27 protein-coding genes and 1 pseudogene are annotated in these 22,665 nt (G+C 71.2%); 26 read left to right on the top strand and 2 right to left on the bottom strand.

Features of this window, described 5'->3' with window-relative positions:
• Positions 1 to 81: 81 nt before the first annotated feature.
• The 20 genes and pseudogenes from hrcA to OHS18_RS17740 all read left to right on the top strand — a co-directional run.
• Positions 82 to 1,104 carry a heat-inducible transcriptional repressor HrcA gene (gene hrcA / locus OHS18_RS17835; RefSeq protein ID WP_328618537.1) on the top strand — a complete coding sequence of 341 codons (1,023 nt, stop codon included), beginning with the start codon at positions 82 to 84 and terminating at the stop codon, positions 1,102 to 1,104.
• Positions 1,105 to 1,135: 31 nt separating this feature from the next.
• Complete coding sequence (dnaJ, locus tag OHS18_RS17830; protein WP_328451168.1) at positions 1,136 to 2,305, top strand: molecular chaperone DnaJ; 1,170 nt, start codon at positions 1,136 to 1,138, stop codon at positions 2,303 to 2,305.
• 8 nt (positions 2,306 to 2,313) lie between these two features.
• Positions 2,314 to 3,066: a 16S rRNA (uracil(1498)-N(3))-methyltransferase gene (locus tag OHS18_RS17825; protein ID WP_328617802.1), complete on the top strand. Its 753-nt coding sequence runs from the start codon at positions 2,314 to 2,316 to the stop codon at positions 3,064 to 3,066.
• Positions 3,067 to 3,556: 490 nt separating this feature from the next.
• Complete coding sequence (locus OHS18_RS17820; protein WP_328451172.1) at positions 3,557 to 3,916, top strand: histidine triad nucleotide-binding protein; 360 nt, start codon at positions 3,557 to 3,559, stop codon at positions 3,914 to 3,916.
• A 91-nt stretch (positions 3,917 to 4,007) separates the two neighbouring features.
• Positions 4,008 to 5,090: a PhoH family protein gene (locus tag OHS18_RS17815; RefSeq protein ID WP_328451173.1), complete on the top strand. Its 1,083-nt coding sequence runs from the start codon at positions 4,008 to 4,010 to the stop codon at positions 5,088 to 5,090.
• Positions 5,087 to 5,665: an rRNA maturation RNase YbeY gene (gene ybeY / locus OHS18_RS17810; protein WP_328451175.1), complete on the top strand. Its 579-nt coding sequence runs from the start codon at positions 5,087 to 5,089 to the stop codon at positions 5,663 to 5,665. The genes OHS18_RS17815 and ybeY overlap by 4 nt, the downstream gene beginning before the upstream one ends.
• A 9-nt stretch (positions 5,666 to 5,674) precedes the next feature.
• Complete coding sequence (locus OHS18_RS17805) at positions 5,675 to 7,021, top strand: hemolysin family protein (protein ID WP_328451177.1); 1,347 nt, start codon at positions 5,675 to 5,677, stop codon at positions 7,019 to 7,021.
• Positions 7,014 to 7,352 (top strand): cytidine deaminase, encoded by a 339-nt coding sequence (locus OHS18_RS17800; RefSeq protein WP_247055064.1) that lies wholly within the window; start codon positions 7,014 to 7,016, stop codon positions 7,350 to 7,352. The genes OHS18_RS17805 and OHS18_RS17800 overlap by 8 nt, the downstream gene beginning before the upstream one ends.
• Positions 7,349 to 8,245 carry a GTPase Era gene (era, locus tag OHS18_RS17795; RefSeq protein ID WP_328451181.1) on the top strand — a complete coding sequence of 299 codons (897 nt, stop codon included), beginning with the start codon at positions 7,349 to 7,351 and terminating at the stop codon, positions 8,243 to 8,245. Before OHS18_RS17800 ends, era begins: the two co-directional genes overlap by 4 nt.
• A 1-nt stretch (position 8,246) precedes the next feature.
• On the top strand, positions 8,247 to 8,549 hold the full coding sequence (locus OHS18_RS17790) for a CD225/dispanin family protein (protein ID WP_328451183.1): 303 nt from the start codon (positions 8,247 to 8,249) through the stop codon (positions 8,547 to 8,549).
• Between the two features lie 28 nt (positions 8,550 to 8,577).
• Positions 8,578 to 8,901, top strand: coding sequence for a CD225/dispanin family protein (locus OHS18_RS17785; protein WP_328451185.1), 324 nt, complete (start codon positions 8,578 to 8,580; stop codon positions 8,899 to 8,901).
• Positions 8,898 to 9,347 carry a DUF2752 domain-containing protein gene (locus OHS18_RS17780; protein ID WP_328451187.1) on the top strand — a complete coding sequence of 150 codons (450 nt, stop codon included), beginning with the start codon at positions 8,898 to 8,900 and terminating at the stop codon, positions 9,345 to 9,347. Before OHS18_RS17785 ends, OHS18_RS17780 begins: the two co-directional genes overlap by 4 nt.
• 186 nt (positions 9,348 to 9,533) lie before the next feature.
• Positions 9,534 to 10,607, top strand: coding sequence for an RDD family protein (locus OHS18_RS17775; protein WP_328451189.1), 1,074 nt, complete (start codon positions 9,534 to 9,536; stop codon positions 10,605 to 10,607).
• Positions 10,608 to 10,681: 74 nt separating this feature from the next.
• Positions 10,682 to 11,161 (top strand): CD225/dispanin family protein, encoded by a 480-nt coding sequence (locus OHS18_RS17770; protein ID WP_328617801.1) that lies wholly within the window; start codon positions 10,682 to 10,684, stop codon positions 11,159 to 11,161.
• 49 nt (positions 11,162 to 11,210) lie between these two features.
• Positions 11,211 to 12,080 carry a DNA repair protein RecO gene (gene recO, locus OHS18_RS17765; RefSeq protein WP_328451193.1) on the top strand — a complete coding sequence of 290 codons (870 nt, stop codon included), beginning with the start codon at positions 11,211 to 11,213 and terminating at the stop codon, positions 12,078 to 12,080.
• 123 nt (positions 12,081 to 12,203) lie between these two features.
• Complete coding sequence (locus OHS18_RS17760) at positions 12,204 to 13,055, top strand: isoprenyl transferase (RefSeq protein WP_328617800.1); 852 nt, start codon at positions 12,204 to 12,206, stop codon at positions 13,053 to 13,055.
• Positions 13,052 to 13,477, top strand: a complete 426-nt coding sequence (locus OHS18_RS17755; protein WP_328617799.1) for a YbjN domain-containing protein — start codon at positions 13,052 to 13,054, stop codon at positions 13,475 to 13,477. Before OHS18_RS17760 ends, OHS18_RS17755 begins: the two co-directional genes overlap by 4 nt.
• 77 nt (positions 13,478 to 13,554) lie before the next feature.
• Complete coding sequence (locus OHS18_RS17750) at positions 13,555 to 14,598, top strand: permease (RefSeq protein WP_328617798.1); 1,044 nt, start codon at positions 13,555 to 13,557, stop codon at positions 14,596 to 14,598.
• On the top strand, positions 14,595 to 15,359 hold the full coding sequence (locus OHS18_RS17745; RefSeq protein ID WP_328617797.1) for a TIGR03943 family putative permease subunit: 765 nt from the start codon (positions 14,595 to 14,597) through the stop codon (positions 15,357 to 15,359). The genes OHS18_RS17750 and OHS18_RS17745 overlap by 4 nt, the downstream gene beginning before the upstream one ends.
• Before the next feature lie 47 nt (positions 15,360 to 15,406).
• Positions 15,407 to 15,597 (top strand): annotated as a pseudogene (locus OHS18_RS17740) (transposase); the annotation flags it as partial.
• Between the two features lie 204 nt (positions 15,598 to 15,801).
• On the opposite strand, the gene OHS18_RS17735 reads toward OHS18_RS17740, so the two are convergent.
• Together OHS18_RS17735 and OHS18_RS17730 are read right to left on the bottom strand one after the other, a co-directional pair.
• Positions 15,802 to 16,215, bottom strand: a complete 414-nt coding sequence (locus OHS18_RS17735; RefSeq protein ID WP_328451203.1) for a Fur family transcriptional regulator — start codon at positions 16,213 to 16,215, stop codon at positions 15,802 to 15,804.
• Complete coding sequence (locus OHS18_RS17730) at positions 16,215 to 16,592, bottom strand: ArsR/SmtB family transcription factor (protein WP_328451205.1); 378 nt, start codon at positions 16,590 to 16,592, stop codon at positions 16,215 to 16,217. The genes OHS18_RS17735 and OHS18_RS17730 overlap by 1 nt, the downstream gene beginning before the upstream one ends.
• A gap of 269 nt (positions 16,593 to 16,861) precedes the next feature.
• Here OHS18_RS17730 and OHS18_RS17725 point away from each other — a divergent pair, with 269 nt between their 5' ends.
• The 6 genes from OHS18_RS17725 to OHS18_RS17700 all read left to right on the top strand — a co-directional run bounded on the left by OHS18_RS17725 (position 16,862) and on the right by OHS18_RS17700 (position 22,651).
• Positions 16,862 to 17,953, top strand: coding sequence for a hypothetical protein (locus OHS18_RS17725; RefSeq protein WP_328617796.1), 1,092 nt, complete (start codon positions 16,862 to 16,864; stop codon positions 17,951 to 17,953).
• Positions 17,954 to 18,592 (top strand): class F sortase, encoded by a 639-nt coding sequence (locus OHS18_RS17720; RefSeq protein WP_328451209.1) that lies wholly within the window; start codon positions 17,954 to 17,956, stop codon positions 18,590 to 18,592. It begins immediately after the preceding gene.
• 79 nt (positions 18,593 to 18,671) lie between these two features.
• Positions 18,672 to 19,340 (top strand): class F sortase, encoded by a 669-nt coding sequence (locus OHS18_RS17715; RefSeq protein WP_328617795.1) that lies wholly within the window; start codon positions 18,672 to 18,674, stop codon positions 19,338 to 19,340.
• Between the two features lie 92 nt (positions 19,341 to 19,432).
• Complete coding sequence (locus OHS18_RS17710; protein WP_328451213.1) at positions 19,433 to 20,821, top strand: glycine--tRNA ligase; 1,389 nt, start codon at positions 19,433 to 19,435, stop codon at positions 20,819 to 20,821.
• A gap of 160 nt (positions 20,822 to 20,981) precedes the next feature.
• A complete protein-coding gene (locus tag OHS18_RS17705; RefSeq protein ID WP_328617794.1) occupies positions 20,982 to 21,914 on the top strand; it encodes an ABC transporter ATP-binding protein in 933 nt (310 codons plus the stop codon).
• Positions 21,911 to 22,651 (top strand): ABC transporter permease, encoded by a 741-nt coding sequence (locus tag OHS18_RS17700; protein WP_326943261.1) that lies wholly within the window; start codon positions 21,911 to 21,913, stop codon positions 22,649 to 22,651. The genes OHS18_RS17705 and OHS18_RS17700 overlap by 4 nt, the downstream gene beginning before the upstream one ends.
• Positions 22,652 to 22,665: the final 14 nt, after the last annotated feature.

The following is a 22,665-nucleotide window of genomic DNA, read 5'->3' as shown; positions in this document are numbered from 1 at the left end:
CGAGACGGGCGGTGTTGAGCGCGACCGGCTCAGGCTTCCGTAAACTCGGCATGAGCAGCGAGCGAAGTGGGTGAGGAACCGGTGGCCAACGCGGACGAACGCCGCTTCGACGTGCTGCGCGCGATCGTCGCCGACTACGTCTCCAACCAGGAGCCGGTCGGCTCGAAGACGATCGTCGAACGGCACAACCTGGGCGTGTCGAGCGCCACCGTGCGCAACGACATGGCCACCCTCGAAGAAGAGGGGTACATCACCCAGCCGCACACCAGCGCCGGGCGGATCCCGACCGACAAGGGCTACCGGCTCTTCGTCGACCGGCTCTCCGAGATCAAGCCGCTGAGCGCGGCCGAGCGCCGCGCGATCACGACGTTCCTCGACAGCGGCACCGACCTCGACGACGTCCTGCGCCGCTCGGTCCGGCTGCTCGCGCAGCTGACCCGGCAGGTCGCCGTCGTCCAGTACCCGATGCTGACCAACGCCGCGGTGCGCCACCTCGAGGTGGTGCCGCTCACCCCGGCGCGGCTGATGCTGGTGCTGATCACCGACTCCGGCCGCGTCGACCAGCGGACCGTCGACCTCGGCGACGTCATCACCGAGGACGGCGTCGCGCGGTTGCGCGCGGTGCTCAACGCCGCGATGGCCGGTCGGCGGCTCAACGAGGCCGCCGCGCGCGTCGCCGAACTGCCCGACAAGTCGCCCGGCGAGCTGCGCGACGCGCTCATCCGCGTCTGCACGGTCCTGGTCGAATCACTGGCCGAACACCCGGAAGAACGCCTGGTCCTGGGCGGTACGGCGAACCTCACCCGCAACGTCGCGGACTTCCCCGGCTCGCTGCGCCAGGTCCTCGAAGCGCTCGAGGAGCAGGTCGTCGTCCTCAAGCTCCTCGCCGCCACCCGCAACCCCGGTGCGATCACCGTGCGCATCGGTGAGGAAAATGAGGACGAGCAGATGCGCAGCACCTCGGTCGTCTCCATCGGATACGGCCAGGACATGGTGCTCGGCGGCATGGGGGTGGTCGGCCCGACCCGGATGGACTACCCCGGCACGATCGCCGCGGTGCGCGCGGTCGCCAACTACGTGGGTCAGATCCTGTCCGGCCGCTGAGCCGGGCAGAGCAGAAGGAGAAGCAGAGACGGTGGCGAGGGACTACTACGGCATCCTCGGGGTGGCGAAGAACGCGAGCGACCAGGACATCAAGCGCGCGTACCGGAAGCTGGCCCGAGAGCTGCACCCCGACGTCAACCCGTCGGAGGACGCGCAGCACAAGTTCGGCGAGGTGACGACCGCCTACGAGGTGCTGTCCGACCCGCAGAAGCGCAAGGTCGTCGACCTCGGCGGCGACCCGATGGACGGCGGCGGCCGCGGCGGCGCGGGCGGCGGTGACCCGTTCGCGGGCTTCGGCGGCCTCGGCGACATCATGGACGCGTTCTTCGGCGCGGCCGGCGGCGGTGGCGGGCGCGGGCGAGGCCCGCGCAGCCGGGTCCAGCCCGGTTCCGACGCGCTGATCCGGCTCGGCCTGTCCCTCGAGGACTGCGCGACCGGCGTGGACAAGGAGATCGCGGTCGACACCGCGATCGTCTGCGACCTCTGCCGCGGCGCGGGCACCACCGAGGGCACCGGCGTCAAGACCTGCGACACCTGCGGCGGCGCCGGCGAGGTCCAGTCCGTCCAGCGGTCCTTCCTCGGCCAGGTCGTCACGGCCCGCCCCTGCCCGGTCTGCCGCGGCTTCGGCGAGGTCATCTCCGACCCCTGCCGCCAGTGCGGCGGCGACGGCCGCATCCGCGCGCGCCGCAACGTCACCGCGAAGATCCCGCCGGGCGTCGGCGACGGCATGCGCATCCGCCTCTCCGGCCAGGGCGAAGTCGGCCCCGGCGGCGGCCCGGCCGGCGACCTGTACGTCGAGATCGACGAGACCCCCCACGAGGTCTTCGTCCGCCAGGGCCACGACCTGCACTGCAACTTCCGCATCCCGATGACCACGGCCGCGCTCGGCGCCACGGTGCCCATCGCCACCCTGGTCGACGGCGACTACGAGCTCGACGTCGAACCGGGCACCCAGCCCAACGCCGAACTGGTGCTCACCGGCAAGGGCATGCCGCGGCTGCGGTCCTCGGGCCGCGTCGACGGCCGCGGCGACCTCCACGTCCACATCGACGTCGTCGTCCCGACCAAGCTCGACGAAGCCCAGCGCGAGCTGCTCATGGACCTCGCCACGCAGCGCGGCGAAGAAGTCCCGACCCTGGCATCCAACGGCAACAAGCACGGCGGCCTGTTCTCCAAGCTGCGCGCCAAGAACCACCGCTGAGCCACGCCGTGCCCGACACCACCCTGCCGGTCTTCCTCGCATCCGCGGTGCCCGCCGGCGGCACCGCGGTCCTCGACGGCGAGGAAGCCCGGCACGCGGCGACCGTCCGCCGCCTGCGCGCGGGGGAGCGGCTGATCCTCTCCGACGGCGCCGGCGGCATGGCCCGCTGCGTCGTCGAGGCCGTCCAGCCGGGCCGCGACGCACAGCTGACCCTCACCGTCGAGGAAAGCTGGACCGAGGAGCCACCCGCCCTGCGCGTCGTGGTGGCGCAGGCCCTCGCCAAAGGCGACCGCGGCGAACTCGCCGTCGAACTCGCCACCGAAGCCGGCGCCGACGCCATCGTCCCCTGGCGCGCCGCCCGCAGCGTCGCCAAATGGGACGACGGCGGCCGCGGCGGCAAAGCACTCGCCCGCTGGCGCGCCACCGCCCGCTCCGCCGCCAAGCAAGCCCGCCGCGCCCACGTCCCCGACGTCACCGAACCCGTCGGCACCCGCGAACTCGCCGGCCTCGCCGATGCAATGACACTGTCGCTCGTCCTCGAGTCCGACGTCCCGGACCGGCTCACCGACCTGACGCTGCCCGACACCGGCGACATCCTCCTCGTCGTCGGCCCCGAGGGCGGCATCACCGACGACGAACTCCGCACCCTCCGCGAAGCCGGCGCCCGAGCCGTCCGCCTCGGCACCACCGTCCTGCGCACCTCCACCGCCGCGGCCGTCGCCCTCGGCGCCCTGGGCGCCCTCACCACCCGCTGGCACTGACTGGCACTGACTGGCACTGAAAAGATCACCCCGAAAAAAGGGCCCGGATTTTGCGCCCAGTTATGGCGCGATCACACTCCGACCCGTTACTCTCGTTTACTAACGCGCCACACAGTGTTTCGGCGCGCCACTGGGAAACACAGACCCCGCCGGGCACCTCCCCCCTCGGTCCGGCGGAGCCGCGCAAGCGGCGGATCGACCCCCAGGATCCGCCGCTGCGCGGCATCTTCCGCTTCGCTTGCCCTCGCTTCGCTTCGGCCGCTTCGCGTTCGTTGTGTCTTCTGGGGGGTCAAACCCCCAGACCCCCAGCCGGGGCAAGCCCCGGACCCCCGCGGGTTTTGTGTGGCTGTCGTTCAAAAGGCGCGTTCCTTGCTCGGGCCTTCGGCCCTCGCCTCGTGTGGTCGCCTGGCTCGCTCGCTTCACTCGCCTTGCCTCATGTGGTCGCCTTGCCTTGTGTGGTCGGCTTGTGGGGGTCGCTAGGGTTTGTTGCATGAGTGAGGACGCGACTCTCTTCGAGCGGATCATTGCTGGTGAGGTTCCTGCCGATGTCGTCTATGAGGACGAGACGACCTTTGCGTTCCGGGATATCTCGCCTCAGGCTCGGGTTCACGTGCTTGTGGTGCCCAAGAAGCGGTATCGGAACCTGGGGGAGCTTGCCGCCGCTGATCCGGGGTTGCTGAGCGAGGTTGTTGCCGCTGCCCGGAAGGTCGCTGAGCTCGAGGGCATCGTCACCAGCGGGTACCGGGTCGTCTTCAACACCGATGGGGATGCCGGGCAGACCGTGTTCCACGTTCACGCCCACGTGCTCGGTGGGGAGCCCTTGGGGTTCTTCGGGGCTCATGCGGGCTGATTAGCGGAAACCCGTCTGCGTTCTGTCGGTGGGTGCCAGTAGCATCAGGAGGGTCAGTAGTCCCTCACCGAGAAAGCAGGGCCGAGGCCACGTGGCCGGAACCGCACCGGGTGGAGCCGCCCGACCCGACGTCCCCGGAGACGTCGCCAAGACCGAGGACAACGCCGCCCAGGCGACACAGGCAGCACAGTCCCGGTTCCCGATCCCCGACGCCGCCGCCCTCAGCCTGCTCGGCTCCCGCGACGAGAACCTGCGTGTCGCCGAGGAACTCCTCGCCGCCGACGTGCACGTGCGCGGCAACGAGGTCACCCTGACCGGCACCCCCGCCGACGTCGCGTTCGGCGAACGCGTCTTCGCCGAGCTCCTGCAGCTCGCCACCGGCGGCCAGCAGGTCGGCCCCGACACCGTCCGCCGCACCATCGGCATGCTCTCCACCGGCGACGCCTCGCCGGCCGAGGTCCTCAGCCTCAACATCGTCTCCCGCCGCGGCAAGACCATCCGGCCCAAGACGCTCAACCAGAAGCGCTACGTCGACGCCATCGACAAGCACACCGTCGTCTTCGGCATCGGCCCGGCCGGCACCGGCAAGACCTACCTCGCCATGGCGAAGGCCGTCCAGGCCCTCCAGGCCAAGCAGGTCACCCGCATCGTGCTGACCCGCCCCGCCGTCGAAGCCGGCGAGCGCCTCGGCTATCTGCCCGGCACGCTGAACGAGAAGATCGACCCCTACCTGCGGCCGCTCTACGACGCGCTGCACGACATGGTCGAGCCCGAGTCGATCCCCCGGCTCATGCAGGCGGGCACCATCGAGATCGCGCCGCTGGCCTACATGCGTGGCCGCACCCTGAACGACGCCTTCATCATCCTCGACGAGGCCCAGAACACCACGCCCGAGCAGATGAAGATGTTCCTCACCCGCCTCGGGCAGGGCTCCAAGATCGTCGTCACCGGTGACATCACCCAGGTCGACCTGCCCAACGGGCAGCGCAGCGGCCTCCGCGTCGTCCGCGACATCCTCGCCGGCGTCGAGGGGCTGCACTTTTCCGAACTGACCAGCCAGGACGTCGTCCGGCACAAGCTCGTCGGCGACATCGTCGACGCCTACGAGAAGTGGCAAGCCGTGCAGGACGCCCAGGACCAGCAGAGCAACGGCTGGAAGGGCAACCGGCGTTGAGCATCGAAATCGCCAACGAGTCCGGCGTCGACGTCGACGAGACGTCCATCGTCTCCGCGGCCCGCTACGCCCTCGAGAAGATGGAGGTCAGCCCGCTCGCCGAGCTGTCCATCCTCCTGGTCACCCTCGAAGTCATGGAAGACCTCCACGAACGCTGGATGGACCTGCCCGGGCCCACCGACGTGATGGCCTTCCCGATGGACGAGCTCGACTCCTCCCGCCGCCCCGACGCGCCCGACGCGTCCCCGGCGCTGCTCGGGGACATCGTGCTCTGCCCGGCGTTCGCCAAGGACCAGGCCAAGACCGCGGGCCACCGCCTGATCGACGAGCTGCACCTGCTCACCGTGCACGGCTGCCTCCACCTCCTCGGCTACGACCACGCCGAGCCCGCCGAGGAACGCGAGATGTTCGCGCTCCAGAAGCGCATCCTCGGCGAGTACCAGGACGCCGTCGCCGCGCTGGAGAAGCGGGACGCCCAGCGCAACACCGACGATCGTGTCCTCGGCATCGCCGGGCTCGACGCGGACGCCGAGCCGGTCGCCGACGCCGGGCCACCCGCCGGGGAAACGCCCTAGGCGCCAGCCATGGTCCAGCTCCTCTTCGCGATCGCGCTCGTGCTGCTCGCGGGCGTGTTCGCGGCGGCCGACGCCGCCGTCAGCACCGTGTCGCAGGCCCGTGCGGACGGCCTCGCCCGGATGGGCCTGGCCGGCGCCGGCCACCTCGCCGCGGTCGTCGCCGAACGGCGCCGGCACATCAACCTGCTGCTCCTGCTGCGCCTCGGCTGCGAGCTCACGGCCACCGTGCTGGTCACCGTCTTCGTCGGCACCCGAGTGGCGCCGCTCGGCCTCGCCGTGCTGGTCACCGCGGTCGTGATGATCGTCGTGAGCTACGTCCTCATCGGCGTCGGCCCGCGCACCCTCGGCCGGCAGCACCCCTACCGCATCGGCCGCTACGTCGCCGGGCCCGTCCGCGTCCTCGGCTCCGTCCTCGGCCCGCTGTCGCGGCTGCTGATCCTCGTCGGCAACGCCATCACGCCCGGCCGGGGCTTCCGCGAAGGCCCGTTCACCTCCGAGGTCGAGCTGCGCGAGCTCGTCGACCTCGCCCAGGAACGCGGCGTCGTCGAGGACTCCGAGCGCGAGATGATCCACTCGGTGTTCGAGCTCGGCGACACCGTCGCCCGCGAGGTGATGGTGCCGCGCACCGAGATCGTCTGGATCGAACGCACCAAGACCGTCCGCCAGGCCCTCGCGCTGGCCCTGCGCACCGGCTTCACCCGGCTGCCGGTGATCGACGAGTCCGTCGACGACATCGTCGGCGTCGTCAACATCAAGGACCTCATGGCCGGGTACATGGACCCGGACGGCCCGAGCACCGTGGTCGACACGCTGATGAACGAGGCCGGCTTCGTCCCCGACTCCAAGCGGCTCGACGAGCTGCTCAAGGAGATGCAGCGCTCGCACAACCACATGGCCATCGCCGTCGACGAGTACGGCGGCACCGCCGGGCTGCTCACCATCGAGGACGTCCTCGAGGAGATCGTCGGCGAGATCACCGACGAGTCCGACGCCGACGAACGTCCCGAGGTCGAAGAGCTCGACGACGGCGCGGTCCGCGTCTCGTCGCGGATGGGCATCGACGACCTCGGCGAGCTGTTCGGCATCGACCTCGAAGACCACGACGTGGAGACCGTGGGCGGGCTGCTCGCGGAACGACTGGGTAGGGTCCCGCTACCGGGGGCCGAAGCCGAGGTCGCCGGCCTCCGGCTGTTCGCCGAAGGCGGCAAGGATCGGCGCGGCCGCATGCGCATCACCTCGGTGGTCGTGCACCCGGCCGACGCCGACGCGATGACCGACCCGGCCGACCGGACCACCCGGCGCCGCACGCGCCTGCCCCACCCCGACGAACGCGACAGGAGCGTCGAACATGCCTGACCTCGAGGCGGAGGACCAGAAGCTGGTCACCCTCGCCCGGTCCTCGCGCGCCCGGATCCAGGCCTCGGAAGGCGCGGCCGTCCGCGACACCGACGGCCGCACGTACACCGCGGGCACCGTCGACCAGCCGTCCTTCAAGCTCACCGCGCTGCAGGCCGCCGTGGCCGCCGCGCTCTCCAGCGGCGCCGAAGGCATCGAAGCCGCCGCTGTCGTCACCGGGGAGGGCCTGCTCAAGGAGGCGTCCCGGCACGCGATCCGCGACATCGCGAAGTACGCGCCGATCATCCTCGCCGACCCGGCGGGCGACGTCATCGAGGTGCTGAAGCGATGAGCGAACACCGTTCCGGCTTCGCCTGCTTCGTCGGCCGGCCCAACGCCGGCAAGTCGACGCTGACCAACGCGCTCGTGGGCAGCAAGGTCGCCATCACGTCGAGCAAACCGCAGACGACCCGCCACGCGATCCGCGGCATCGTGCACCGCGAGGACGCCCAGCTCGTCCTCATCGACACCCCCGGTCTGCACCGCCCGCGCACCCTGCTCGGCGAGCGGCTCAACGACATCGTGCACACGACGTGGTCCGAAGTGGACGTCGTCGGCCTGTGCGTGCCGGCCAACGAGAAGATCGGGCCCGGCGACAAGTTCATCGCCGCCGAGCTGCAGAAGATCGCCAAGCGGACCCCGGTCATCGGCATCGTCACCAAGACCGACCTGGTCCAGCCGCAGCAGGTCGCCGAGCAGCTGCTCGCGCTGCAGGGCGTGATGGACTTCGCCGAGCTGATCCCGGTGTCCGCGGTGGACGGTTTCCAGGTCGGCGCCCTCGCGGACCTGCTCGTCACGAGGCTCCCCGAAGGCCCGCAGCTCTACCCGGGCGGCGAGCTCACCGACGAACCCGAGCAGACGCTGGTCGCCGAGCTCATCCGCGAGTCGGCGCTGGAAGGCGTCCGCGACGAGCTGCCGCACTCGATCGCCGTCACGGTCGAGGAGATGCTGCCGCGCGAAGGCCGCGACGACCTCATCGACGTGCACGCGTTCCTGTACGTGGAGCGGCCCAGCCAGAAGGGCATCATCCTCGGGCACAAGGGCGAGCGGCTGCGCGAGGTCGGCGCGACCGCCCGCAAGAACATCGAGGCGCTGCTCGGCTCGAAGGTCTACCTCGACCTGCACGTCAAGGTGGCCAAAGAGTGGCAGCGCGACCCCCGCCAGCTGCGCCGGCTCGGGTTCTGACGTGACCGAGCGTCCGCGCCCGCCCGCCGACTACAACCCCGGGCCCCCGCCGTCGAGCAATCTCGCCTGGGGCATCGTCGCCGCGATCCTCTGCCTGCCCTTCGGCATCGTCTCGATCTTCCAGTCGGCCAAGGTGGAGCGGCTCTGGGCCCAGGGCGAGCCGGACGCCGCCCGGGGCGCGGCCGGGGCCGCGCGGCGCTGGGCGATCATCGGCGGCGTGGTCGGGGTGGTGTTCTGGGTGGCCCTGGTCGTCGGCGGTGTGCTGCTGCTGGGAACGCTGCTCGACGACGCCGCGTCCCACTGACGACCGTCGGCAGCAGGAGGCGATACCGGTGACCCAGCCGTACCCGCAGCAACCCCCGTACGGCTGGCAGCCGAACTACGGGCCGCCCCCGGAGAACAATCTGGTCTGGGCGATCCTGGCGACGGTGATGTGCTGCCTGCCGTTGGGTATCGTCGCCATCGTGAAGGCGAACCAGGTCAACACCCTGTGGTTCCAGGGGTTCCACGCCGAGGCGCACCGGGCCGCCGACGACGCCCGCAAGTGGGCGATGTGGTCGGCGATCTCGGTCGGCATCCTGATCGCGCTCTACCTGATCTTCGTCGTCGTGATGTTCGCGGTCGTCGGCGTCTCGTTCTGGGGGCTGGCGTCGTGACGACCGTCTACACGGGATTCCCGGCCCTGGGGACCAAGGCCAAACTGCGCGCCCTGAGCGCCCCGATGGCCGTCGTGGGCGGGCTCGGCGCGTGCTGCGTGGCCGTCTGGATCGGCGACCCCACCACCCCCGGCGGCTGGCTCCCGGTCTGCCCGACCAAGGCCCTGCTCGGCATCGACTGCCCCGGCTGCGGCGGCATGCGGATGGCCTACAGCCTGATGCACGGCGATCTTCCCGCGGCCCTGCACTACAACGCCGTCTCGCTCGTGTTCGTGCTGCTCTTCGTCTGGAGCACGGCCGCCTGGACCCTCGGGCGGCTGCGCGGCCGCTGGGTGAACAGCTGGCTGCACTGGCGCTGGACGCCACTCGCCGTCGGCGTCGTGTTCGCCGTCTGGTTCGTCGTCCGCAACCTGCCGTTCGCCCCGTTCACCGGTTTGCGCGTCTGAATCGCGACGGAGCGGAACCGGCGCGCCGTGTAACGCGTCGGACCTCCACGACGTTCACTCGGACAGCGGACGCCTGACACACGCGGGCGAACGCGAACCGAGTACGCTCCCGCGGACCGTGCCGTACATTCGGGCCGGTTCCGCATGAGGTGTGCGGGTGGAGTGACCAGCGAGGGGGAGACCCACATGACCGATCCCTACGGTCAGCAGCCGTTCGGGCAACAGCCCGGCGGCCAGCAGCCGTTCGGACAGCCGCAGCCGGGACAGGCGCCGCCGCCGTACGGGCAGCAGGCGCCGTACGGTCAGCAGGCCCCGTTCGGGCAGCCCGCGCCGTTCGGCCAGCAGGGCACGCCGTTCGGGCCGCCCCAGAACTACGCGCCCTGGGGGCTTCGCGCCGGCGCTCTGCTGATCGACATCGCCCCGATCATCGTCATCGACCTGCTCGGGTTCTTCGTGACGATCGCCGGCAGCTACACCCTCGGCACCATCCTGTACCTGATCGGCGGGCTCGCCGGCATCGGCTGGTCGATCTACAACCGGTGGATCACGCAGGGCAGCACCGGCCAGTCGCTCGGCAAGCGGATCACGAAGATCAAGCTCGTCGGCGAGTCCACCGGCCAGCCGATCGGCGCCGGCATGGCGTTCCTGCGCGACCTCGCCCACTTCGTGGACGGCGTCATCTGCTACGTCGGTTATCTGTGGCCGCTGTGGGACGACAAGTCCCAGACCCTCTCCGACAAGATCATCGGCACCGTCGTCATCAACGCCGACGACGCCGCGCCGCACGGTCAGCCCGGCATGGGCCAGCCCGGCGCGCAGCCCTTCGGCGGCGGCTACCCGCCGGCGGGGCAGCAGTTCGGCCAGCCTCAGCAGGGCGGTTTCCCGCAACAGCCGCAGTCCGGCGGGTTCGACCAGCCGCAGTCCGGTGGTTTCCCGCAGCAGCCCGCGCCGGGCGGCTTCGGTCAGCAGCCCCAGTCCGGTGGTTTCCCGCAGCAGCCCCAGTCCGGCGGCTTCGGCCAGCCGCAGGGCCAGCCGCTGGCGCCGCCCCCGGGGCAGGGCGCCTTCGACGAAGGCGCCGAGCGGACCCAGATGCTCCGTCCGGGCTCCGACAGCGGCGCGTCGCCGTTCGACGAAGGTGCCGAGCGCACCCAGATGCTGCGTCCCGAGGCCCAAGGCGAGGCCGAGGCGACCCAGAAGATCCAGCCGGGCCAGTTCGGGCAGCAGCCGCCGCAGCAGCCCGGCCAGCCGCCGCAGCAGTAGCCGCGGCACCTGACTTTCCGCACCACCGCCGGGATGTGCCGGTGGAAGTTCACGAGTAATTGGGGTAGACGTTCATGACCAATCCCTACGGCCAGCAGCAGCCGCCTTACGGTCAGCAGCCGCAGTCCGGCGGTTTCCCGCAGCAGCAGCCGGGTTACGGCCCGCCGTCCGGGGGCATGCCCGCGCCGTACGGCCAGCCCGCGCCCTACGGCCAGCCGCCCACCGGCGGTTTCGGCGCCCCGGGTTACGGCATGCCCGGCGGTGGTGGCGACATCAACGCCATCAAGGACTACAAGGGCTGGGCCATCGCGTCGCTCTTCCTCGGCGGCCTCATCCTCGGCATCTTCGCGATCATGAAGTCGAACGAGGTCGGCACGTACAAGATGCAGGGCAACTACATGATGGCGGAGCAGGCGTCGCGCACCACCAAGACGCTCTGCCTGATCTCCACCATCCTGGGCAGCATCGGCTGCGTCCTGGCCATCGTGCTGATCATCATCTCGATCGCCACCGCCGCGACCGTCAGCACCTACTGCTACGGCTCGTACTGCTGAACCCGGGTCGGTCCACCCCGGCGTCGTCCGATAGTGGGACGATGTCGGGGTGGTGAACCTCTACCGCGACACCGGGGTGGTGTTGCGCACGCACAAGCTGGGTGAGGCCGACCGGATCGTCACCCTGCTGACCCGGCGGCACGGCAAGGTCCGCGCCGTCGCGAAGGGTGTGCGGCGGACGTCCTCCCGCTTCGGGGCGCGGCTGGAGCCGTTCGGCCACGTGGACGTCCAGTTCTACACCGGCCGCACGCTCGACGTGATCACCCAGGTCGAGACCGTGGACGCGTTCGCAATCCCGCTGGTCGCCGACTACCAGCGCTACACCGCGGCCAGCGCGATCGCCGAAACCGCGGACCGGCTCTCGGCCGAAGAGGGCGAGCCGGTGCTCAAGCTCTACCTCCTCGTCTGCGGCGCGCTGCGCTCGCTCGCCGCCGGAGAGCGGGACGCCTCCCTCGTGCTCGACGCGTTCTTCCTCCGCGCGATGTCCTACGCCGGCTGGGCGCCCGCGCTCACCGAGTGCGCCCGCTGCGGCCTGCCCGGCCCGCACGTCGCGTTCAGCGTCGCCGCCGGCGGCTCGATGTGCCAGGACTGCCGCGTCCCCGGCTCCGTGCACCCGGCGCCCGAGGTCCTGGACCTGCTCACCGCCCTGCTCCACGGCGAATGGCCGATGGCCGAGTCGACCCTGCCCGGCACCCGCCGCGATGCGAGCGGCCTGGTCGCGGCACACCTGCAGTGGCATCTGGAGCGTCAGTTGCGCTCCCTGCCGCTGGTCGAGCGACGCGCACGGGAGACCACGGTGACATCCGGGGCTTCGCCTCGGGCTGGGGGCTCTGCCACCCGGATCCCTGAAGGGCAGGCGGTGACATCCGGGGCTTCGCCCCGGGCCGGGGGCTTCGCCACCCGGACCCCCGAAGGATAGGCGGTGACATCCGGGGCTTCGCCCCAGGCCGGGGGCTCCGCCACCCGGACCCCCGAAGAACATGCAGTGCGCGGGCAGTAGGGTCGGGCCTGATCGATTTTCACCCATCCAGGGAGGCCCGCCGTGTTGCGCAGGGGACGCGAGAACAAGGCGTCGCGATCCGAGCTGCGGGCCCCGGATCCACACCCGTCCGGCGCGGTGCCCCCGGAAATCCCGCGTGAGCTGGTCCCGAAGCACGTCGCGCTGGTCATGGACGGCAACGGCCGCTGGGCCAACCAGCGCGGCCTGCCGCGGATCGAAGGCCACAAGCGCGGTGAGGCGGTGATGATCGACGTCGCCGCCGGCGCGGTCGAGATCGGCGTCAAGTGGCTCTCGGTGTACGCGTTCTCGACGGAGAACTGGAAGCGCAGCCCCGAAGAGGTGCGGTTCCTGATGGGCTTCAACCGCGACACGATCCGCCGCCAGGTCGACTACCTCGGCTCGATCGGCGTCCGCATCCGCTGGGCCGGACGCCGGCCGAAGCTGTGGGCGTCGGTGATCAACGAGCTGCAGGCGGCCGAGGAGAAGACCAAGCACAACACGGCGCTGAACATGACGATGTGCGTCAACTACGGCGGCCGCGCCGAGCTGGGCGACGCCATGCAGCGGATCGCGCGGGATGTCGCCGACGGCAAGCTGAACCCGGACAAGGTCACCGAGAAGACCATCGGCAAGTACCTGTACCAGCCGGACATGCCGGACGTGGACCTGTTCCTGCGGCCTTCGGGCGAGCAGCGGACGTCGAACTTCCTGCTGTGGCAGTCGGCCTACGCCGAGATGGTCTACCAGGACACGCTGTTCCCGGACTTCGACCGGACCCACCTGTGGCGGGCCTGCCTCGAGTTCGCCAAGCGGGACCGCCGGTTCGGTGCGGCCGTGGACCAGGCCGCTGTCGAGCAGGCTGCGGTGGACCAGGCGTCGGGGGCCACGTCGTGAGCTCGACCGAAGCGGCCGAGACCGCGGAACTGCTGACCAGCGCCAAGGACGCCCTCGAGCGCTACCTCGAGGTCCACGTCGACGACGACGGCGCGCTGACGTTCGCCCACGGCGACGTCCCGTGCGTCATCCAGGCGACCCGCCTCGGCGAGGGCCTCACCGTGCTGACCCTGACCTGCGTGGTCGGCTGGGACCTGGCGGACGCGCCGGAGCTGTCGATCGCCGTCGCCGAGCGGGCCGGCCAGGGACTGTTCGGCACCCTCGGCGTCGGGCACTCCGACAACGGCTTCGACGTCACGCTGCGGTACGCCTTCCCGGCCGCGGGCCTCGACGCCGCGGCGCTGGGGACGTTGCTGATGCTCGTGGTGTCGACGGCGTCGCAGCTGCGGACCGACCTGCCGGGGATCCTGCCGGCGGAATAGCGATTTTCGCCGCGAACGGTGGTTTCCGGTCCGAAACGGACGGTATCCGGCCGTTCGCGGCCTGTGCGGATCATCTGATGTCCCGGCGTCCTGGCATCATCGCCGTCGTGGACACCCTTTCCGAAACTTCCACCGAGCCCGGCCGGCGCACCCGCCGGTTCCGGGTCAGCTCGGTCGAAGTGCTGTGCGCGGTCCTGCTGGTCGCGATCCTCGGCCAGGGCTGGCTGCAGCGGCTGTTCGACGTGCCCGCGCTGCGCACCGGCTCGACCGTGTTCGTCGCGGTGTGCGTGCAGGCGCTGCCGTTCCTCGTGCTGGGCGTGCTGATCAGCGGGGCGATCGCCGCGTTCGTGCCCGCCCGCGTGCTGGAGAAGGTGCTGCCGCGGCGGGCCGGGGCGGCGGTCGGCGTCGCCGGGCTCGCCGGGGTCGCGCTGCCGGGCTGCGAGTGCGCGTCCGTGCCGGTGGCGCGGAGGTTGATGGGCCAAGGCGTGGCCCCGGCCGCGGCGCTGACCTTCCTGCTGGCCGCGCCGGCGGTGAACCCGGTGGTGCTGGTGGCCACCGCGGTCGCGTTCCCCGGCAAGCCGGAGATGGTGCTGGCCCGGTTCGCCGGCTCACTGGCCACGGCGATGGTGATGGGCTGGCTGTGGGCCCGCTGGGGCAAACTCGAGTGGATCACCGAGCGCGCGTTGCGCCGCCTCCCGGACGTCGCGGGCGGGCAACGGTGGCGCGTGTTCGCCGAGACGGCCCGCACGGACCTGGTCGAGGCCGGCGGGTTCCTGGTGCTGGGCGCGCTGATCTCGTCGGCGCTGAACGTGCTGGTCCCGGCGAAGTGGTTCGGCGTGCTGGGGGACCAGCTGGTGCTGGGCATCGTGGTGATGGCGGTGCTCGCGGTGGTCCTGGCGCTGTGCAGCGAGGCGGACGCGTTCGTGGCGGCCTCCCTGACGGCGTTGCCGATGCTGCCGAAGCTGGTGTTCCTGGTCGTCGGCCCGGCGGTCGACGTCAAGCTGTTCGCCTTGCAGGCGGGCACGTTCGGCAGGGCGTTCGCGGTGCGCTTCGCCCCGGTGACGTTCGTGGTGGCGGCCGCCTGCGCGGTGGTGACCGGACTGGTGGTGGGGCTGGCGTGAAACGGGAGACCCAGAACATCCTGCTGATCCTGCTCGGCGGCGCGCTCGTCAAGATCGCCGTCAACGGCGACTACCTGCGCTACGTCAAACCCGCGCAGCAGCCGTGGATCATCGCCGGCGGGGCCGTCATGGTGCTGCTCGGCGCGGTCGCCGTCGTGCGGGATCTGCTGGCCGCGCGGGCGAAAGCGCCCGAAACGGCCGGCCACGACGACGGCCATGACCACGACCACCACCACGACCACGAGGACGGGCACGCGCACTCGGCCCGGCCCGCCTGGCTGCTGCTGGTCCCCGTGCTGGCCGTCTTCCTGGTCGCGCCACCCGCACTGGGCGCCGACTCGGTGATCCGCACCGAAGCGCGGGCCCCGGCGAGCGCGGCCGCGGCCAACGCGGCGGCCTTCCCGCCGTTGCCGGCGGGGAACGTCGTTCCCTTGCCGGTCAACGAGTTCGTCAGCCGCGCGGGGTGGGACAAGGCGGGCACCCTCGACGGCCGCACCGTTTCGCTGACCGGGTTCGTCGTGCACGCCGAGGGCCGGGTCCTGCTGGCCCGCTTGGTGATCAGCTGCTGCGCGGCGGACGCGTTCCCGGTGACGGTCCACCTCACCGGCACCGACGCGGCCCGGTACGCCAGCGACGCGTGGATCCAGGTGACGGGCCAGGTCGTCCCGGGCACCGCGACCCAGGCCAACAGTTACACACCGGACTTCACCGCGGCCTCGGTCGCGACCGTCCCGACCCCGAAGGATCCCTATGAGTACTAGGGCGTGTCCTGTACGTGGTTGACCTGGGTGTCTGGTGATCGGGCGCGGTGGTTGGCCGAGGAGAACCGACAGACCGGGCGTGGGCAGTGATCGAACCGCCGCTGCCCCCGCTGCGGTGGGCGGCGGTGGCGTGATCACCGTCAGGTGATCAACGCGATCCTCTGGAAACTCCGCACCGGCGCTCCCTGGCGTGACCTGCCGAACGCGTCGGCCCTGGAAAACTGCGCACGACGACTACGGTTGTGGACAGCTTCAACCCGCTCAAACAGTTCCGTGACCGGGCCACCCGCTATGCCAGACGGGCTGCCTACTACCAGGCCGAACTCGCCATCGCCGCGATCGTCCTCGGGCTCCGTTGGCTTACAGGACACCGCCTGGGCACTGCCGGAGCAAGCCTCGCCCGCGGTCTTCGCGTCCAGACGGCTCCTGACGGCCCGGGCGGCTAGTGCTGCCCGCAGGTGCCGGTGATCTCGACCGTGTGGGAGATCTCCGAGAAGCCGTGCTCCGCCGCGATCTTCTCGGCCCAGCGCTCGACCGCCGGGCCCTCGACCTCCACCGTGCGGCCGCACAGGCGGCAGACCAGGTGATGGTGGTGGTGCGCCGAACAGCGGCGGTAGATCGCCTCGCCCGAGTCGGTGCGCAGGACGTCGATCTCGCCGGCCTCGGACAGGGACTGCAGGGTGCGGTACACCGTCGTCAGGCCGATGCCGTCGCCGCGTTTGCGCAGCTCGTCGTGCAGGTCCTGGGCGGAGCGGAAGTCGTCGACGGCGCTCAGCAGCTCGACGACCGCGGCCCGCTGCCTGGTCGATCGGCGCCCGGGCACCGGGGCCTGGCCGCGTGGCGCGACGGGAGTCATCACTTTCCTTCCTGCACGTGGGCGACGGCGTCGACGACGATGTGGGCCAGGTGGTCGTCGGCGAGCCGGTAGACCACTTCGCGGCCGCGACGCTCGCCCTGCACCACGCCGGCGGTCTTCAGCACCCGCAGGTGCTGGCTGATCAGCGGCTGCGCGACGTCGAGGGCGTCCACCAGCTCGTGCACGCACCGGTCGGCCTCGCGCAGCTGCAGCACGATCGCGATCCGGACCGGTGCGGCCAGGGCCCGCAGCAGGTCGCCGGCGTCGGCCAGGACCGCCGTCGACGGGTGCCTGGACGGCGCCACCCGGTCCCGTTCGGGCTCGTGGGTGTGCGATCCGGCCTCGTCCGCGACGCCACTGCCCGTCACCGTCGCCATCAGAGCCTCCACGTCGTCGCCGTCCGGACCATGATTTCCGTAGTCATTGCCGATAACGGCCCGGCCCATCCTAGTGTTCCCCCGGACGGGCCCCGTCTTGTCACCACGCCCTGCGGGGTACGGCAGGACGCATTACCCCATTCGGGTGAGTTCGTGGGATATTGGCTCTTCGGCTTCGCATGTCGTGGCCGACGGTGCAAGGTTGTCGCGGAGCGTTTCGTCGCTTCTCGTACGCTGACGACCCGCCCGAGCAGACGCAGTGGGGAGACATGGCCCGATTCGCAACAAAGGCAGCCGCCGTGACGGCCGTCCTGTTCCCGCTGGTCGGAGTGGGTGTGGCCGGGGCGCAGAACCAGGCGGTCGACGAGAAGACCGGCCCGGTCTCGTTCGCGAACGTGGCTTCGGTCCGGATCGGCGGCGAAGGCCAGCACGGCGGCGCGCTGATCACCGAGACCCAGCGCTCGCCCCTGCTGCCGGGCCAGTCGAAGCTCGGCACCGACCGGGTCACCGTGCCCAAGGACGACGGCGAGCGCGCCACGTTCGGCGGGCACTACGCGATCGACCTCGGCCGCTACAGCGGGTCGCAGGACCCGTACCCCGCCGGGGTCGCCAGCCGGGACCACAACGTCGTCGCCGCGCTGCAGGCGACCACCGTGCCCACCGCCGTCGCCGAGACCAACTACGCGCTGCGCGACACCTGGCAGGGCGGCGCCAAGCCGGTCGACGACACCGTGCTCGTCCTGGAAGGCGCCAAGACCGCCGTCGACTGCGCCGCCCCGGCGAAGCTCACCGGCACCTCCTCGGTGGCCCGGCTGTGGGTGCGCCAGGCCGGCGGCTCGCTCGGCATCGTCCCGATGCCCGGCGGCAACGCCGGCCTGCAGCTGCAGAACCTGCGCCTGGGCCCGCCCGGCGACATCACGAACGCGAGCAAGGACACCACGCTCTCGGACCTCAAGCTGACCCGCGTCGCCGCGTTCGACCAGCTGATCCGCCAGGACGGCTGGCGCGGGGGCGATTACACCGCCGTCGCCGGCTGGCGCGTCGAGATCACCACCCACGTCAAGGACGCGGCGGGCGCCGCGCTGCAGGACGTCCAGACGAACATCGTGCTCGGCGGGGTCAGCTGCTCGGTCCCGAAGGGCTTCGTGGCGAAGGCCTCCGGCACCACGGGCGGCGGGACGAGCGCGACGCAGCCCGCCGTGCCGACGCAGGTCCCGGCCGGCTACCTCGGCGCGGCCGCGCCGGACACCGGCAGCGACCTCTCGCGCATCCCGCTCGGCATCGGCCTGCTCTTCGGCGGCGTGTTCTTCGGGAGCGTCGCCCTGCTGCTGGGCAGGCGGCGCAAGTCCGGGACGGACTAGGTGCTGCGCACCGGGCTGGCCGCCGTCTCGGGGGCGCTGGCCGTCGCCGCCTTCGCGGCCGGGGTCGTCGTGCTGACCTGGCTGCCACCCGAGCCGACGTCGATCGCCGCGCCCGCGCCCGGCTCGCTGCCGGGGGAGAACGCCGCCCCGGCCGTGCTGCCCGCCGACAGCTCGTCGGCCGAGCAGCAGCGTCCGGGCACGGTCCGGCTGCCCGACGGCGCCACCGCCCGGCTGGTCCGCACCGAGCTCACCGACACCGGCGTGCTGCCGATCCCGCGCGGCCTCGGCGACGCCGCCTGGTGGGGCGCGAAGCTGGGCGCCGACCACGGCGCGGCCCTGCTGTCCGGGCACGTGAACTGGGAAGGGCGGCGCGGCCCGTTCGACGAGCTCTGGCGGATGCGGGACGGCGAGAACGTCAGCGTCGTCGACGCGCGCGGCGGCCGGTGGGTCTACCGCGTCGACGACGTCGTCACGCTGCCCAAGGAGACGCTGCCCGCGCAGGCCGCCCGCTGGTTCGGCCAGGACGGCCCGCACCGGCTGGTGCTGGTGACCTGCGGCGGCGACTACGTCGGCGGCACCGAGGGCTACGACGAGAACCGCCTGGTGACCGCGACCCTGGTGACCCGCCCCACCGGCTGACCGAGATCGGTGCAACCTCCTCCGCCCGCCGCGGCATGTGTGTCTGTGCACTGGCCACGGAGCGAAGGAGCACAGGCGCATGCAGGAGCAGAACCCGGCGACCGGAGAGCGGAAGAAGGGCCCCGGCCGCTGGTGGATCGTCGGCGTGGCCGGCGCGTTCGTGATCGCGGCGATCGTCGCGTCCCTGCTCGTGTTCACCGGAAAGGATGAACCTGCCAGCGCGAACGGCGCGAACGGCGCGAACCCGCCCGTTCCGACGGCGCCCGCCACGGCCGCGCAGGGCACCCCGCAGGACACCGGACAGGCGCCCGCGCAGCTGTCGCTGCCCGGCGGCGGCGCCGCGAAGCTCGTCCAGGAGGACCTGGACGCGAACGGCGCGCTCAAGATCCCCGAAGGCCTCGGCGAAGCCGCGTGGTGGGGCGCGAAGCTGGGCGCCGACCACGGCGTCGCACTGCTGTCCGGGCACGTGAACTGGAAGGGGAAGAAGGGCCCGTTCGACGAGCTCTGGCAGGTCAAGCAGGGTCAGGACGTCAAGCTGACCGACGCCGCGGGCGGCGCCTGGGTGTACCGGGTCGACGCGACCGAGACCGTCCACAAGTCCGAGCTGGCCGGGCGGTCGGAGCAGCTGTTCTCCCCGGACGGCCCGCACAAGCTGCTCCTGGTGACCTGCGGCGGCGAGTACGTCGGCGGCACCGAGGGCTACGAGGACAACCGGGTGGTGACGGCGTCACTGGTCTCCCGGCCCTGACGAGGCTCACCTGCGCGGAAACCCGGTGGGCCCGGCGGATACCCTTGACGTTCTAGTCCGATAACCGTCCCCGCATGCTTCCGGAGCGTGGAGTGCCCACGAACACCATTGAGACCGTAGTCAGCCTGTGCAAACGCCGTGGTTTCGTCTTCCCCAGCGGAGAGATCTACGGCGGTACCCGCTCGGCGTGGGACTACGGGCCGCTCGGGGTCGAGCTCAAGGACAACATCAAGCGCCAGTGGTGGAAGACCGTGGTCCAGGGCCGCGACGACGTCGTCGGCCTCGACTCCTCGGTGATCCTGCCGCGTCAGGTGTGGGTCGCGTCGGGGCACGTCAACGTGTTCACCGACCCGCTGATCGAGTGCCTCTCGTGCCACAAGCGGTTCCGCGCCGACCAGCTCGCCGAGGAGTACTCGGCGCGCACCGGCAAGGAGACGTCGGAGGACGACCTGTCCGACGTGCCGTGCCCGAACTGCGGCACGCGCGGGAAGTACACCGAGCCGCGCGACTTCAACATGATGCTGAAGACGCACCTCGGCCCGGTGGAGTCCGAAGAGGGCCTGCACTACCTCCGTCCGGAGACGGCGCAGGGCATCTTCGTCAACTTCCTCAACGTGCAGACGACGTCGCGGAAGAAGCCGCCGTTCGGCATCGGCCAGATCGGCAAGTCGTTCCGCAACGAGATCACGCCGGGCAACTTCATCTTCCGGACGCGTGAGTTCGAGCAGATGGAGATGGAGTTCTTCGTCGAGCCGGGCGAGGACGAGACCTGGCACCAGTACTGGATCGACCAGCGCACGGAGTGGTACAAGGACCTCGGCATCAAGCCCGAGAACCTGCGCCACTTCGAGCACCCGAAGGAAAAGCTCTCGCACTACGCGAAGCGCACGGTCGACATCGAGTACCGGTTCGCGTTCAACGCCGGGCAGGAGTGGGGCGAGCTCGAGGGCATCGCCAACCGCACCGACTTCGACCTGACCACGCACTCGAACCACTCGGGTGTGGACCTGTCGTTCTTCGACCAGGCGTCCGGCCAGCGCTACCGGCCGTTCGTGATCGAGCCGGCGGCGGGTGTCGGCCGCTCGATGATGGCGTTCCTGGTCGACGCGTACCACGAGGAAGAGGCGCCGACCGCCAAGGGCGGCGTCGAGAAGCGGATCGTGCTCAAGCTCGACCCGCGGCTCTCGCCGTTCAAGGTCGCGGTGCTGCCGCTGTCGCGCAACGCCGACCTGACCCCGAAGGCGAAGGACGTCGCCGCCCGGCTGCGCAAGCACTGGAACGTCGACTTCGACGACGCCCAGGCGATCGGCCGCCGCTACCGGCGCCAGGACGAGATCGGCACGCCGTACTGCGTCACGGTCGACTTCGACTCGCTGGAAGACCAGGCCGTGACCGTGCGCGAGCGCGACACCATGGCCCAGGAGCGCGTCGCGATCGACAAGCTCGAGTCCTACCTGGCCGGCCGCCTGCTCGGCTGCTGACCCGCTTCGCGAAGTACGTGAGGGGCACCTTCATGGCCGTAAAAGCCATGAAGGTGCCCCTTACGGCTTTCCGGGGGACCGCGCACCCCTGACACCTGTCACCCCCAGGTCGTGACGCACGATCCGGGGACGGCGCCCCGCGAGGCGGCAGCCTGGGGGCATGCGAGAAACAGACATCCAGGCGGTGGCGGCGGGGGCCGCGATCCACCTCACCGGCCTGCGGAAGCACTACGGCGACGTCCACGCGGTCGACGGCGTCGACCTGACCATCGCCCCGGGCGAGGTCGTCGCCCTGCTCGGCCCCAACGGCGCGGGCAAGTCCACCACCGTCGACATGATCCTCGGCCTCAGCACGCCGGACAGCGGCGAAGTGCGCGTCTTCGGCCGGAAGCCGATCGACGCCGTCCGGGCCGGTCTGATCGGCGCGATGCTGCAGGGCGGCGCGCTGATGGACGACCTGACCGTCGCCGAGACCGTCGGCATGGTCGCGGCGCTGCACCGCAAGCCGATGCCGGTCGCCGAGGCGCTGCGCGCCGCGGGCGTCGAAGAGCTGGCCGGCCGCCGCGCGAACAAGCTTTCGGGCGGGCAGAAGCAGCGCGTGCGCTTCGCCGTCGCCCTGGTCAGCAACCCCGACCTGCTGATCCTCGACGAGCCGACCGCGGCGATGGACGTCGGCACGCGCCGGGAGTTCTGGCAGTCGATGTACTCGTTCACCGAGTCCGGCCGCACGGTCGTGTTCGCCACGCACTACCTCGAAGAGGCCGAGGAGTTCGCCGACCGGGTGGTGCTGATGCGCCGCGGCCGGATCGTCGCCGACGGTTCGGTCGCCGAGGTCCGCGCGCTGGCCGGGGGCCGCAGCCTGCGCGCCGCCGTCCCGGGCGCCACCGAAGCCGTGATCGCGGCCCTGCCCGGCGTCAAGGAGTTCGAGCTGCGCGGCGACCGCGTCGCCATCTCCACCGGCGACTCCGACGCGACGCTCTGGGCTCTGAAGGCCGCGGTGCCTTCGGTGTACGACATCGAGATCAGCGCCGTCGGCCTCGAAGGCGCCTTCCTTTCCCTGACCGCCGACGAAACCGCGGAGTCCGTCCGATGAACGCCACCTACCTGGTCACCGAGATCCGCCGGAACTTCCGGGCGCCGCGGTTCCTGATCTTCGTCGTCGCGTTCCCGGTGCTGATGTTCCTGTTGCAGGCCAACGTCTTCACCAAGTCCTCCGACCCGGACCACGTGCAGATCGCCGCCGTTATCATGATCAACATGATGACGTTCGGAGCGTTCGCCGCCGCGACCAACAGCGGCGCCCGGCTCGCGCTGGAGCGGGCCGCGGGCTGGCAGCGGCAGCTGCGCCTGACCCCGCTGACCGGCACCGGTTACCTGGCCGGCAAAGGCATCTCCGGCCTGCTCGTCGGGCTGCCCGCGCTGATCCTCGTGCCGGTGCTCGCCGTGGCCGTCGAGGGCGTGCACCTCGACGCGGCGGGCTGGGTGCGAATCTTCGCCGGCGTCTGGCTCGGCACGATCCCGCTGGTGCTGCTCGGGCTGCTGCTCGGCCAGTTCGGCACGCCCGACTCGATGCAGCCGGTCAACATGATCGTCACGCTGGGCATGGGCTTCCTCGGCGGGCTGTGGATCCCGATCGAGAGCATGCCGGGCTGGATGCACGACGTCGCCCAGCTCATGCCGACGTACTGGGTGCTGCAGCTGGCGCGGCCCGCCGTGACCACCGACATGGTGGTGTCGTTCCCGCAGGCCGTGGGCGTGCTCGCGGGGTGGACGGTCGTGCTGGGAGCCCTGGTGATCAGGCGTTACCGTAAGGACAGCGCCCGGGTCTGAGGGCCGGGGACGGG

The sequence above is a fragment of the Amycolatopsis sp. NBC_00355 genome (assembly GCF_036104975.1).
In the GTDB taxonomy this organism is placed as follows: Bacteria; Actinomycetota; Actinomycetes; order Mycobacteriales; family Pseudonocardiaceae; genus Amycolatopsis.
Note: the sequence above shows the minus strand (reverse complement) of the source record. Positions and strands in the feature narration are given on the sequence as shown.